Origin of the sequence: Pseudoalteromonas sp. A22 (assembly GCF_018141345.1) — a bacterium.
GTDB classification, from domain to species: Bacteria; Pseudomonadota; Gammaproteobacteria; order Enterobacterales; family Alteromonadaceae; genus Pseudoalteromonas; species Pseudoalteromonas maricaloris.
This window is the reverse complement of sequence record NZ_CP047237.1, coordinates 937,305-950,580: the sequence shown is the minus strand read 5'-3', so window position 1 is coordinate 950,580 and position 13,276 is coordinate 937,305. Positions and strand designations below refer to the sequence as shown.

The following is a 13,276-nucleotide window of genomic DNA, read 5'->3' as shown; positions in this document are numbered from 1 at the left end:
ATGTCATTAGCTTATGGTGCATCTAGCTGCTAACTTTAGAGTCGAACTATAGATATCAAGGAAACGATATGTATCGCACGCTAACTTTATTGGGGTTGTTGTTCGTTAATAGTGCTTATGCACAGATTGCACTTGAACGCGATATTCAAGAGCACATCGTGGTTGCGAACAAAGTATCTTTGCAGGTTTATCATGTTGCGGGCAATGAACCTGCCGTTGTTTTTGAAAGTGGCTCTGCAGCGCCTGCCATTTATTGGACACCAGTAATGATGGGTCTCGCGCAGCAAGTACCCAATGCATTGGTGGCCTATAACCGTGAAGGTTATGGCAAAAGCGAGCTTAGCCGCAGAGCTTATAGTATTGATACGGATAATCGTAATCTTCGTGAAGTGTTGAGAACGCTTGATATTCGGCCGCCATTTATTTATGTCGGTCATTCATACGCATACTATGTAATGCAAAACTACATCACCTATTATCCAGATCAAGTTGCAGGCTTGTTATATGTTGACCCTGTGACCGTTTACTTCATCGATAAAACCCATGCCTTAGCGCAGGATAAGCTACTAAAACCCTTGAGTACTCTGCCAGAAAATACCTTCGGTGAAGCTCTGCGCCGGGAAACTCAAGCGCTAAGTGAAACCGTTGCAAGTGTTCGGGCGCATCAAGCACCTGATCATATACCGTGTCGTGTTATCGTTGCCCAAAGACCATTTGATCCAACTCAGCGCGATGTTAAAGCATGGCGAGAAGGACAAGAAGCGTTGGCATCACATTGTGATTCTGAGCTAATTATAGCCAAGGGGAGTGACCACACGGTACCTATGAATGCCCCGCAAGTGGTTGTCGAGCAAGTGGTGCAATTAATTCGGGAATTAGAGTCAAAAAAGCCTCTCTAGCTTTATGAATATTTTATTGCAATCTCTATTATTTGCATAGGGTTAGGGGAATAATGTGTTTAAAAAATAGGGTGTTGAAAAAGCCGTGAAAAAATATTGATATTTGTCATTAGCAAGTCATATTGATGATTAAAAATACATTGACTTAGGGCGGAATCCCTATATGATGTTCATAGACAGAATTTGAGTCAGTGTTTTAAAATCTCCATTACGTTGTTGTATAAGTGTTTGCTTGTAGTAGTACCGTCCTGAAGTTTTATCCACTCTACAAATTTAGGTCTATGCGCCCACATGGGCATAGCTCATCAATGCGCAGCATTGGTTTTTGTTTTTATATCAGGATTAGTATTATGTCTAACACTCTTACAGGTACCGTTAAGTGGTTTAACGAGTCTAAAGGTTTTGGTTTCATCGCTCAAGAAAATGGCCCTGACGTGTTCGCACACTTCAGCGCAATCAAAGGTGACGGTTTCCGTACACTTGCTGAAGGCGAGAGAGTAGAATTCACAGTTACTGACGGCCAGAAAGGTCCTCAAGCTGAGAACATCGTTAAGCTTTAATCGCTTAATTGATGAAGAAAAAGCAAGCTAAGGCTTGCTTTTTTTGTGCCTAAAATTTTGCTATTTGCTCCCTCGGGTTGAGTGAATAATGAACAAGCTTGTATAGCGCGGCTAGACAGATTAACCCCTCAAATTAGCATTGTATTTCTGTGTGTCTTGGCGAGATGTTCAAGCGTATTGATCGCCGAAGCATAAATCTCTCGCGATGTTTTATTGAGCCCGCCGCTAGCTGCTGAGATTTCAAATGTACGCTTCATATCACCAAGTAAATTGATTTTTTCGTGAGGATTTTCAGTTATTGATATTGGCGCGCCGATAGCCATCATTTGGCCTGAATCAATAAATCCTCCTTCGAATAGTTCTCGGGACATAGCCCGTACTTCCGCAGCTGAAATGTTGTGAACGTTGTAGTTAGAGGCAATAGTTTGCCAATTATGTTCGGCACAGTTTGCGGTTTGGCTAATGGAAACTTGGGTGTCTTTCTGTACTGCTTCAGCCTCTTTTGGTTGATGCGGGCTATGGCCGCTATAAATTGTTGGTGATCCAACCCTTTGGGTTTGACTAACAAGCATAGGTAATCCTTTATATGATGAAATGCAGATTAATAACTAAGCAATTGTCGTGCCGTACCATTTTGGGTGGCCATTCTTAATTCAATAGCGAGTTAAAGAAGAATATAGAGGACGCCCTACTCACTTTTACAGTATCATATGCCCATGATACACAGTCTTAAAAGTGATACGGTTAATTATGTCTTTACCTGCTTGCCCCAAGTGCAATTCTGAATATGTTTATCAAGATCAAAGTCAGCTAATATGCCCTGAATGTGCTTACGAATGGGATCCAAACGCGACTGCTACCGAGGACGACATTCAAGTAAAAGATGCCAATGGCACACTATTAGCGGATGGCGATAAAGTCACTGTGATTAAAGATCTTAAGATTAAAGGCAGCTCACAAGTCATTAAGATTGGTACTAAGGCTTTGGTAAGACGTGTGCTAGATAAAAAAGACCATGAGCTTGACTGTAAGGTTGATGGCGTGGGTGAAATGATGGTTACGGCGAAATTTGTCAAAAAAGCAAATACTTAAGTGGATAAGTGTTCAGAGGTTATGGAGTTTTGAAACGCCATTGACCTCCGCGAAAGTTAGCGCTCATAAGGTCACTGGAGTCACATACACGCAAAGCAGAGAAGCCATAGATAATGACGGAGCAACGGGGACACCCATCACTATTTTGACTTTGGAACATAGCGAGCATAGTTTTACGGTGTGTAAACGATGTAATAAAGGGGCATAGTGTTGTGGTTCAATAAATCTGGACACTACTTTAGGTGGTATCATTACCACCTGACACTGCTGCGTCAAATACGGCTGTCAAATTTGATCAATATCTAAAAACCAAATCTGACAGATTAACAGTCAGCCTTGTCTAAACTAGGCTTATATTTTTTTCGACTAGATTTCTGCAGCGACCACCGAAATCTCAACAAGCAATGCATCACGGGCCATGCTCGCTTCTACACAAGCGCGAGCTGGTGCAAAACCTTCAGGCACCCAAGCATCCCACACTTCGTTCATTTCTACAAAATACTTCATGTCTTTAATATAAATTGTCGCAGAAAGAATGTGTTTGCGGTCGCTGCCTGCTTGAATAAGTAGCTCATCAACTTTCTCAAGCATGGTTTCGGTTTGTTCCTTAATTCCTTGTTCTGCGTCTTTACACACTTGGCCACATAAATAAATAGTACCATTATGTTTTACAATACGGCTCATTCGTTGTTTGGTGTCAATTCGTTCAATCACTGTTTTTCCTTTCTAATTGTTACTGTAATCGGTAGGTATAGGCTGAAATGTTATCTTTTTTTAATAAGATGAGCTACATGCTTGGTACTGGTTTTTATGAAAAGCAGTGGCGGTTAAGTACTACCCATACAAACCAAGATACATGGGAGAATTTTGAATTAAAGCAATTGGGTTTAGCTAGAGTTCCAATACCTTACGATAACTTTCTGTTTTACTTACTTTCGCAAACGCAATACGTAATCGTTCGACAATGTCGGCTGGTAACTGGTTGTTCGTTGCAAGGTAACCTTTTACCGAGAGTGCTTCCACATCGTATAAAAAGGTAAAGTGGTCGGCTGGAAGGTTAAGTTCCGTGGCCATGGTTTTGATATAACGCGGATCATCAATCACTAAATCAACGCGATTTGCAACGAGCAATTCATATGACTTTTCGATGTCGCTGGTTTGAACAAAGTTAAACCCTAGTGCTTTAAGTGTGCCTTCGGCGATATCACCACGCTGAACTGCTATTTTGTATTGTTTAGCATCCTCAAGTGATTGAATTTTTATGTCCTCACGATAGCGATTGGTAACAAACCCTAAATGAAACACAGCAACAGGACCAATCCAATGAAAGCTGTCTTCTCTCGCGGGGGTCTTTGCGATGCTATAAATCAAGGTATGTTTGTCATGCTGCGCTAATTTAAAAGCTCTAGCCCAAGGGTAAATAGAAAACTGTCCCTCGAGTTCCGCCGCTTTTAAAATCGCTTTGACCAGATCGGTACTTGAGCCTGCAACTTGGTGATTTTCTATGGTTTGATTGGGTGGAGAAAGTTCCGTAACAATCTGTAATTTCGCCCATAAGGGCAACGGGCTAATCAGCAAAATAAACAGTAGTAGACGTCCAACAACAGCATTCGTCATTACCAAAAAACTCCACACGTTAATGCGTTAATCTATATTTAGCATAGATGGATTTTATTTTTCCGTCATTAACCATTCGTCGCAAGGCGATATTTATTTCCGTTTGTAACTCAGTTAAATGAGGCTGCAAGCGCATATGTACAGGTAATCGGCTGATTTCATAGCAAGACTGAAATTTGCGATACTTTGGTTGTTGTGAAATATAGTAGTCAGCTGTCACCGAACCAATCATGATGTAGTCTAAACGCTCATGTTCAAGCTGTGCTAGCAGTTCTTTCTCCGATACATTTTCATAAACAACTATCTTGTCTTCACCCAAGTGCGCTTCAAAATTATCGTAACGATATCCTCTTACTTTGCCGACTAATGCGCCATAAAACTGCTCGGGCCTATGCTTGCCCACACAGCGAGATTGATACCCAAGCAGTACTTCGGTTGAGAAGGCATAGTCGATGCTGTAAATCCCTGGGACGTCTGCTTCGGCCCGCCACGCTTTATTGATCCCAGGTTCAATATCTATTTTTCCTTGGTCGAAATAGCGCTGTCCTCTGGCGACAGAGAGCGGCATAAACTCAAATTGGTGTGAAGTCAGTTTTGCCAACTCTTGAAAAATGTCGACAAAAATACCTTTGGGTTTTCCTTGCTCTTCAAAATAGTAAGGAGGATTTGCACCGTGATAGACCAGTACGGTATAGGTGTTCGCCTGTGCTAAGCCGGTTATTAGCAGCAGGGAAAGCATTACTATTTGAAAACACCGCATCGTAATCTTCAGGCTAAAGTAAAGGTATCTTCATAATATGCATGATTTTTAAGCGATGCAATTACTCCTTTCCTGATACCGTATCGAGATAAATACATGAGACTGATTATTTGTCACAAACTATAAATATGGTGAATACTGCTTATATTGAAAATTGTCGACAATTTACAGCGGGGCTGGTTGACGTGCGCGTCAACCAGCACTATATTGTCTACAACTTAAATTACTAAGACTGGCTAACTAATGATGAGCTTTTTTGACGAGCAAGCGGTTACTTCTTCTGATAAAGCATTCTTTCGTATGCGAAAGGAAATTGTAGAAGGTGAAATAACGGCAGGTTCTAAGCTCAGTGAAATGGAATTGTCGACAAAGTATGAAGTCAGCAGAGCGGTTGTTCGCGAGGCAATTAATCGCTTGGAGTCATGTCACTTAGTTGAACGTAAAGCCAATGTCGGGGCGCGCGTTGTTACTCTCACACCGGAAGGGTTAATGGAGCTTTATCAGATCCGTGAAGCACTAGAAGGTATGGCGGCAAGGCTTGCTGCGCAGCACATGACTGACACTGAAATTCAAGACCTAGAAGGTTTGTTGTCGAGTCAATTCGATGAAGTCAAAAACCAACATTCTTATTATCAAGAAGCGGGCGATCTCGATTTTCATTACCGCATTATTCTTGGCAGTAAAAATGCGAGTCTTATCTCTATGCTAGTCAATGGACTGTACCACTTGGTACGTATGTATCGTGTGCAGTTAGGGATGGCCGGTCCCCGCGTCACCACGGCATTTGACGAGCATAAACATATCGTTCGTGCGATCAGTAACCGCGACCCAGAACTGGCAGAAATACTGATGCGTCGACATATTCAATATTCTAAAAATAATATCGCAACCAAGTTAGCAAGCAATCAATCACACTTTTAAGAGAGAGCATCATCATGAGCGCAGGAAAAAAATTTCGTGAAGCATTAAAAGCCAACAAACCGCTTCAAATCGTCGGTACTATCAACGCATATAGCGCGATGATGGCAAAGAAAATCGGTCATCAAGCTATCTATCTTTCTGGTGGTGGCGTTGCTAATGCATCTTATGGTTTACCTGACTTAGGAATGACATCTCTAAATGATGTAATTGCAGATGTAAGTCGCATTACCTCGGCTTGTGATCTACCTTTAATGGTCGACATTGATACTGGATGGGGTGGCGCATTCAATATTGCAAAAACCATCCGAGATATGGAAAAAGCAGGTGCAGCCGCGGTACATATGGAAGATCAAGTAGCGCAAAAACGCTGTGGCCACCGCCCAAATAAAGAAATCGTGTCAACCGAAGAAATGGTTGACCGTATTAAAGCAGCAGTTGATGCGCGCACCGATCCTGACTTCTTCATTATGGCAAGAACAGATTCGTTTGCACAAGAAGGGCTAGAAGCGGCAATTGAGCGTGCGAAAGCCTATGTGGCGGCAGGCGCTGATGGCATTTTTGCAGAAGCAGTACAAACTGAAGAACACTATCGTGCATTCAGCGAAGCACTTGATGTGCCCATCCTAGCGAATATCACTGAGTTTGGTAAGACAGAACTTTGGAACAAAGCTGAGCTGGGTGAGTGGGGCGTAGATATGGTGCTTTACCCATTGAGTGCGTTCAGAGCGATGAACAAAGCGGCGGAGCTGGTGTATCAGTCTATTTTAGAAAATGGAGACCAGAAAGCGGTACTCGATACCATGCAAACCCGTATGGATCTGTATGATTACCTTGGCTATCACGATTATGAGCAAAAGCTTGATGCATTATTCGCCGAAGGTAAAAATAAGTAAAAAATTAAAGCTGTTCAGGGTTGCTCAGCAGCACAAAATATTAATACCCAGCAGGTAAAAAATTCAGGAGATAATAATATGGCTAAAGTACTAAGTGGCGCGGGCCTTCGTGGTCAAGTAGCAGGAAAAACAGCACTATCAACGGTAGGTAAGTCGGGCTCAGGTTTGACTTATCGTGGTTACGATGTAAAGGAACTAGCTGAAAGTTGTCAGTTTGAAGAGGTTGCTCACCTTATCCTTAAAGGTAACTTACCAAATCAAGCTGAACTGGACGCTTATAAAAGCGAGCTAAAAGCAATGCGCGGTTTGCCGCAGGCGTTAAAAGAAGTATTAGAACGTATTCCTGCTGATGCACACCCAATGGACGTATTACGCACGGGTTGTTCAATGCTTGGCAATCTTGAAGGTGAAGCAAGCTTTGATGAGCAAGGTAAAGTAACCGATCGCATGCTAGCAAGTTTCCCAAGCATTATTTGTTACTGGTATCGCTTTAGCCATGATGGCGTTCGTATCGATGTGGAGACGGATGACGACTCAATCGGTGCACATTTCTTACACTTATTGCACGGCGAAAAACCAAGTGAGCTACATGAGCGTGTGATGCATGTATCACTTATCCTTTATGCAGAGCATGAGTTTAACGCGTCGACCTTTACAGCCCGTGTTTGTGCCTCAACGCTTTCTGATATGCACTCTTGTATTACTGGTGCGATTGGTTCTCTACGTGGCCCACTTCACGGTGGCGCAAACGAAGCGGCAATGGAAATGATTGAGCGCTTTGAATCTGCGGATCACGCAGAGCAAGAAATGATGGGTATGCTTGAGCGTAAAGAGAAGATCATGGGCTTTGGTCACGCTATCTATTCAGAATGTGACCCTCGTAACGAAATCATAAAACGTTGGTCTGAGAAGCTAGCAGCAGATGTGGGTGATACAGTACTTTACCCTGTATCTGTACGCTGTGAAGAAGTCATGTGGCGCGAGAAAAAACTATTCTGTAATGCCGATTTCTTCCATGCATCAGCTTATAACTTCATGAAGATCCCGACTAAATTGTTCACACCAATCTTTGTTATGTCACGCTTAACAGGTTGGGCTGCACACGTTATGGAGCAGCGCGCAGATAACCGTATCATTCGTCCATCGGCGGAATACACCGGCGAGGAGCTACGTCCAGTTCCTACCATTTCTGAGCGTTAATCGAACACTGTTCGAATCTATTCTGGCGGTCGCCATGGCCGCCTGTTCTCCGTCACTGATTGTTGGAAGTTGCTATGAATACTCAATTCCGTAAACGTTTACCTGATTCTGAGCTTTGCTATTACGATACAAAAGAAGCGGTAGAAGCCATCAAACCAGGTAGCTACGAGACTTTACCTTATACCTCACGCGTCCTTGCTGAAAACTTAGTACGCCGCGCTGAGCCTGAAAAACTCAATGATTATCTTGAACAAATTATCGAGCGTCGTCGCGATTTGGACTTTCCGTGGTTTCCTGCTCGTGTGGTTTGCCATGATATTTTGGGTCAAACTGCACTAGTCGACCTTGCGGGTTTGCGTGATGCTATCGCTGAAAAAGGCGGCGATCCGGCTAAAGTCAACCCAGTCGTACCGACTCAACTGATTGTGGATCACAGCTTGGCTGTAGAGCATGCCGGTTATGAAGAAGATGCATTTGAGAAAAACCGCGCGATTGAAGACCGTCGAAATGACGACCGTTTTCACTTTATCAACTGGACCAAAACGGCATTTAAAAACGTTGATGTGATCCCGCCAGGCAACGGTATTTTGCACCAAATCAACTTAGAAAAAATGTCGCCAGTTATTCAAGCGCGCGACGGTGTTGCCTTCCCTGATACGCTTGTTGGCACCGACAGCCACACGCCACACGTTGATGCACTTGGTGTTATTGCCGTTGGTGTGGGTGGCCTTGAAGCAGAAAGCGTGATGCTTGGCCGTGCTTCCTACATGCGATTGCCGGATATTGTTGGGGTTGAAATCATTGGCAAGCGCCAACCGGGGATCACCGCAACAGATATCGTACTGGCGATCACTGAGTTTTTGCGTAAAGAGCGCGTCGTTTCTAGCTACTTAGAGTTCTTTGGTGAAGGTACGCAAGACCTTAATTTAGGTGACCGTGCGACAATTTCAAACATGACACCAGAGTATGGCGCAACCGCAGCCATGTTCTACATCGATGAGCAAACCATTGATTATTTGAAGCTCACAGGCCGTGATGACGAGCAAATCAAGTTGGTGGAAAAATACGCTAAGCTAACAGGGCTTTGGGCTGATTCCCTAGAAAACGTGCAGTACGAGCGTGTACTTAAGTTCGATTTGTCAACGGTGACGCGTAATATTGCAGGTCCTTCAAATCCGCATCGCCGCGTTGCAACTAACGACCTTGCTAATCAAGGTATTGTTAAAGAGATTGAAGCGCCAAAAGATGGCTTGATGCCAGATGGCGCGGTGATCATCGCTGCTATCACCAGCTGTACTAATACCAGTAACCCACGTAACGTAGTTGCCGCAGGCTTGCTGGCACGTAATGCCAATAAATTAGGCCTTGCTCGTAAACCTTGGGTGAAAACGTCTTTTGCACCGGGGTCAAAAGCGGTACGTTCTTATATGGAAGAGGCAAAGCTCCTACCTGAGCTTGAGCAGCTCGGTTTTGGTGTTGTTGCCTTTGCTTGTACGACTTGTAATGGCATGAGTGGCGCACTTGATCCGAAAATTCAACAAGAAGTGATTGACCGCGATTTATATTCAACGGCAGTGTTATCGGGTAACCGTAACTTTGACGGTCGAATTCACCCTTACGCGAAACAAGCCTTCTTAGCTTCACCACCGTTGGTTGTGGCTTATGCAATTGCAGGCACCGTGCGCTTTGATATTGAAAATGGTGTCTTAGGTCGCGATCAAGAAGGCAATCCGGTCACGCTTAAAGATATCTGGCCAAGCGATGAAGAAATCGATGCGGTGATCAAAGAAAGTGTTAAACCAGAGCAATTCCGCGCCGTTTATGAGCCAATGTTTGACCTCACTGTAGACTATGGTGAAGACAACGACCCTCTTTATCAGTGGCGTCCAATGAGTACCTATATTCGTCGCCCTCCTTATTGGGAAGGGGCACTCGCGAGCGAGCGTACCATGAAAGGCATGCGTCCATTAGCGATTTTAGGCGACAACATCACGACTGACCATTTATCGCCATCGAATGCGATTTTAGCAAGCAGTGCGGCGGGTGAATATCTGGCCAAAATGGGCTTACCAGAGGAAGATTTTAACTCATACGCGACACACCGAGGTGATCACTTAACGGCGCAGCGTGCGACATTCGCCAACCCCAAACTGTTAAACGAAATGGTGGTAGAAAACGGTGAAGTAGTACAAGGGTCACTGGCGCGTGTTGAGCCCGAGGGCAAAGTCACCAGAATGTGGGAAGCCATCGAAACCTACATGGAGCGTAAACAGCCGCTGATCATCGTTGCTGGCGCAGATTACGGCCAAGGTTCGTCTCGTGACTGGGCTGCAAAAGGTGTGCGTTTAGCTGGAGTTGAAGTTATCGCAGCGGAAGGCTTTGAGCGTATTCACCGTACTAACTTAATCGGTATGGGTGTACTACCGCTTGAGTTTAAAGCGGGCACGACCCGTAAAACGCTTGAACTTGACGGTACAGAAACCTATGACGTTGAGGGTGAACCAGCACCAGGTGCTACATTAACTCTCGTGATTAACCGTCAAAGTGGTGAGCGTGTAGAGGTGCCTGTGACTTGTCGATTAGATACCTTTGAAGAAGTGTCTATTTACTCTGCAGGTGGCGTGTTACAACGCTTTGCTCAAGACTTCCTCGAAGCGGAAGGCGTATAACCATGAGTCAATTTAAGCCGCAAATTAAAATTCCCGCCACTTATATGCGTGGCGGCACCTCTAAAGGGGTGTTCTTTAATTTAACAGATTTACCCGAGTACGCGCAGCAACCGGGTGAAGCGCGAGATAACTTGCTGCTACGTGTGATTGGCAGCCCAGATCCCTATGGTAAACATACCGATGGCATGGGCGGTGCGACTTCCAGTACCAGCAAAACCGTGATTTTAAGTAAAAGCGACAAAGCCGACCATGACGTGAATTATCTTTTTGGTCAGGTCGCTATCGACAAGCCATTTATTGATTGGAGCGGAAACTGTGGCAATTTAACGGCTGCAGTAGGTGCATTTGCGATTAGTAATGGCTTAGTCGACGCGGATAAAGTGCCAGAGAACGGCGTCGCCGTCGTTAAAATCTGGCAGGCGAATATTAGCAAAACCATAGTGGCGCATGTTCCAATCAGCAATGGGGAAGTGCAAGAGACGGGCGACTTTGAACTGGATGGCGTAACTTTCCCAGCAGCAGAAGTGGTGGTTGAGTTTATGGATCCAAGCGACCCAGATGTTGATATGTTTCCGTCGGGCAATCTCGTCGATACGTTAACTGTGCCTGATGAAGGCACCTTTGAAGTGACCATGATAAGTGCCGGGATCCCAACGCTTTTCTTCCGTGCTTCCGATTTAGGTTATGAAGGTACAGAGTTACAAGAAGCGATTAATGGAGACTCAGCTGCACTAGAGCGATTTGAAAAGATCCGTGCTTATGGCGCAGTTAAAATGGGTTTAATAGGTCATATTGACGAAGCGAAAGTTCGCCAACATACCCCCAAAATTGCCTTTGTTGCACCTTCTAAATCTTATGCTGCGTCGAGCGGTAAAGCGGTGGAAGCCAATACCATCGACTTAAACGTTCGCGCCTTATCTATGGGTAAGTTGCACCATGCGATGATGGGCACAGCCGCTGTGGCGATAGCAACCGCGGTGGCAATTCCTGGCACCTTAGTTAACGAAGCCGCTGGTGGTGGCGATCTTAACTCCGTGACCTTTGGACATCCGTCAGGCACCTTAAAGGTTGGCGCGGAAGCACTACAAGAGTCTGGTCGCTGGCAAGCTAAAAAAGCCGTCATGAGCCGCAGTGCCCGCGTGCTAATGGAAGGCCGAGTTCGCGTCCCAGAGGCGTAGCTCCATACTAAACTAAAGGCTCTGTTCCCAAGAGCCTTATTTTCAAGATAAGAAAACTCCCGAGTTGTTGCTTGGTCGTGAAGGTGTGCCTGCCATTCGGCTTCTTCTTTGATTTCCACCATGCAGACTTGTAATTCATAAGGACGATATGATGTTTGAAGCTTTACTTTCTGTGGCAATCACAACCGCGGTATTACTTGGCTCACCCGGTCCTGCGCCACTTGCACTGGCTGCGACGGGGGCGAGTCAAGGTGTTAAAAAAGGTTTCCCGTTCTTAGCTGGTATTTTGGCAGGATTGCTTGTTGCGGTGATCTTTGCAGCCACAGGGGTTGCAGGGTTACTGGTTAGCCATCCCCAAGTGACGCTCGTGCTCAAATGGCTTGCAGCCGCCTACTTAATTTATGTTGCCTACAAAATTGCAGCAAACAACGCGGCGCTTGGTAGTGCAGGTGCGCAGCTACCGAGCTTTAAAGATGGGTTTATTCTTAACCTCCTCAACCCCAAAGCTTACGCGGCTTGTATCGCTATTTTTGCGACGGCTTCGGTGCCGGCAAGCTCAAACCTAGTTGCTACGGTACTTGCCGCTAGCGTGTGCTACGTGGTGGCGATAGTGATCGACACAATGTGGCTGGTATTAGGTGGTGTGATTTTTAAAACACTGAATGATGAGACCGTACTTAAACAGATCCGAATTGGTTTTGCGTTGACTTTGGTTGTGCTCGTTCTTTACGGGCTATTTGTCGTTTGAGGTTGATGGGAAGTCACAGGCATAGCTTTTAGACTTGAATAGATGTAATAATCTGAGTTATGCAACCGTCACTCAGAAAAGCCAATGATCGCCCCACCAGATGAAAACAACGTCCCCATAAGTGATATCCGTGTTGAATTTTCGGACTCGGCATTTGCTTTGAGAACGTTAAGAGCGGGTGAATATCAACGGTTGGAGCGTCTGTTTTCGTTTAGATATGGTGCAGAGTACGATGCCGAAGAGTTATTAAAGTTACGACAACAAAAAGTGCTAGTACCTTTTTTACAAGCAGCTGAAGATAAGTCAAAGCACTGTATTTGTGTGCGGCAAACTCAAACGCGCGAAATGCTTGGCATGATCTTAATTACAGTCGATGACTCAGCGGCCAAAAAAGTATTGGTAGAAGAGAGTTGGTTTATTCACGATACTCTGTTCGACAAGGTGTTTTGTTTATTCGTGACAGAGTATTTGAATACTCTAGGCTTCGCTTTGGTTGAATTTAGAGTCGACGAGCGTAATGATTTAGTACGCCGGTTGGTTGAGCAACTTGGTGCGCACTTTGACGGCATATTACGTCGTGAAGGTGTTTATCGGAACGAGTGCTTCAACCTTGCTGTGTACTCTATATCTCAGGAAGAGTGGCAGTGCGTTGTTCCTCTGTATTCTATTTACAAAGCATTGCCACAATAATAGGGAAGCTTAAAGTGTGCATTTATGGAAAGTAAACCAAAGTATCGGC

Annotated in this window: 14 protein-coding genes; 10 read left to right on the top strand and 4 right to left on the bottom strand. The window is 44.7% G+C overall.

Annotated elements, in window-relative coordinates; all coding sequences use genetic code 11:
• Window positions 1-68: 68 nt before the first annotated feature.
• Together GSF04_RS03785 and GSF04_RS03780 are read left to right on the top strand one after the other, a co-directional pair.
• Window positions 69-899 (top strand): alpha/beta hydrolase, encoded by an 831-nt coding sequence (locus tag GSF04_RS03785; RefSeq protein ID WP_102058327.1) that lies wholly within the window; start codon window positions 69-71, stop codon window positions 897-899.
• Between the two features lie 350 nt (window positions 900-1,249).
• Window positions 1,250-1,459, top strand: coding sequence for a cold shock domain-containing protein (locus GSF04_RS03780; protein WP_010603820.1), 210 nt, complete (start codon window positions 1,250-1,252; stop codon window positions 1,457-1,459).
• 128 nt (window positions 1,460-1,587) lie between these two features.
• Here GSF04_RS03780 and GSF04_RS03775 read toward each other — a convergent pair whose 3' ends face one another.
• The gene (locus GSF04_RS03775; RefSeq protein WP_211856698.1) at window positions 1,588-2,031 is read right to left on the bottom strand and encodes a hypothetical protein; all 444 of its coding nucleotides are present in this window, start codon (window positions 2,029-2,031) and stop codon (window positions 1,588-1,590) included.
• 178 nt (window positions 2,032-2,209) lie between these two features.
• Here GSF04_RS03775 and GSF04_RS03770 point away from each other — a divergent pair, with 178 nt between their 5' ends.
• Window positions 2,210-2,551, top strand: coding sequence for a zinc ribbon domain-containing protein YjdM (locus GSF04_RS03770; RefSeq protein ID WP_017217750.1), 342 nt, complete (start codon window positions 2,210-2,212; stop codon window positions 2,549-2,551).
• A gap of 366 nt (window positions 2,552-2,917) precedes the next feature.
• Here the strand turns inward: GSF04_RS03770 and GSF04_RS03765 are convergent, their stop codons facing one another.
• The 3 genes from GSF04_RS03765 to GSF04_RS03755 form a co-directional block, all read right to left on the bottom strand.
• Window positions 2,918-3,235 (bottom strand): RidA family protein, encoded by a 318-nt coding sequence (locus tag GSF04_RS03765; RefSeq protein ID WP_349251734.1) that lies wholly within the window; start codon window positions 3,233-3,235, stop codon window positions 2,918-2,920.
• A 207-nt stretch (window positions 3,236-3,442) separates the two neighbouring features.
• The gene (locus tag GSF04_RS03760) at window positions 3,443-4,168 is read right to left on the bottom strand and encodes a transporter substrate-binding domain-containing protein (protein ID WP_211856693.1); all 726 of its coding nucleotides are present in this window, start codon (window positions 4,166-4,168) and stop codon (window positions 3,443-3,445) included.
• A gap of 19 nt (window positions 4,169-4,187) precedes the next feature.
• A complete protein-coding gene (locus GSF04_RS03755; RefSeq protein WP_211856691.1) occupies window positions 4,188-4,907 on the bottom strand; it encodes a transporter substrate-binding domain-containing protein in 720 nt (239 codons plus the stop codon).
• 267 nt (window positions 4,908-5,174) lie between these two features.
• Between GSF04_RS03755 and GSF04_RS03750 the strand changes: the two genes are divergently transcribed.
• The 7 genes from GSF04_RS03750 to GSF04_RS03720 all read left to right on the top strand — a co-directional run bounded on the left by GSF04_RS03750 (window position 5,175) and on the right by GSF04_RS03720 (window position 13,227).
• Window positions 5,175-5,849, top strand: a complete 675-nt coding sequence (locus GSF04_RS03750; protein WP_010370199.1) for a GntR family transcriptional regulator — start codon at window positions 5,175-5,177, stop codon at window positions 5,847-5,849.
• A gap of 14 nt (window positions 5,850-5,863) precedes the next feature.
• Complete coding sequence (gene prpB, locus GSF04_RS03745; protein WP_010603812.1) at window positions 5,864-6,742, top strand: methylisocitrate lyase; 879 nt, start codon at window positions 5,864-5,866, stop codon at window positions 6,740-6,742.
• 78 nt (window positions 6,743-6,820) lie between these two features.
• Window positions 6,821-7,942, top strand: a complete 1,122-nt coding sequence (gene prpC / locus GSF04_RS03740; RefSeq protein WP_211856690.1) for a 2-methylcitrate synthase — start codon at window positions 6,821-6,823, stop codon at window positions 7,940-7,942.
• A 74-nt stretch (window positions 7,943-8,016) separates the two neighbouring features.
• A complete protein-coding gene (acnD, locus tag GSF04_RS03735; protein ID WP_211856689.1) occupies window positions 8,017-10,611 on the top strand; it encodes a Fe/S-dependent 2-methylisocitrate dehydratase AcnD in 2,595 nt (864 codons plus the stop codon).
• Window positions 10,612-10,613: 2 nt separating this feature from the next.
• The gene (gene prpF / locus GSF04_RS03730) at window positions 10,614-11,789 is read left to right on the top strand and encodes a 2-methylaconitate cis-trans isomerase PrpF (protein ID WP_211856688.1); all 1,176 of its coding nucleotides are present in this window, start codon (window positions 10,614-10,616) and stop codon (window positions 11,787-11,789) included.
• A 148-nt stretch (window positions 11,790-11,937) separates the two neighbouring features.
• Complete coding sequence (locus GSF04_RS03725; protein ID WP_249122333.1) at window positions 11,938-12,537, top strand: LysE family translocator; 600 nt, start codon at window positions 11,938-11,940, stop codon at window positions 12,535-12,537.
• A gap of 84 nt (window positions 12,538-12,621) precedes the next feature.
• Window positions 12,622-13,227: a GNAT family protein gene (locus tag GSF04_RS03720; protein WP_211856687.1), complete on the top strand. Its 606-nt coding sequence runs from the start codon at window positions 12,622-12,624 to the stop codon at window positions 13,225-13,227.
• The last annotated feature ends 49 nt before the right edge of the window (window positions 13,228-13,276 follow it).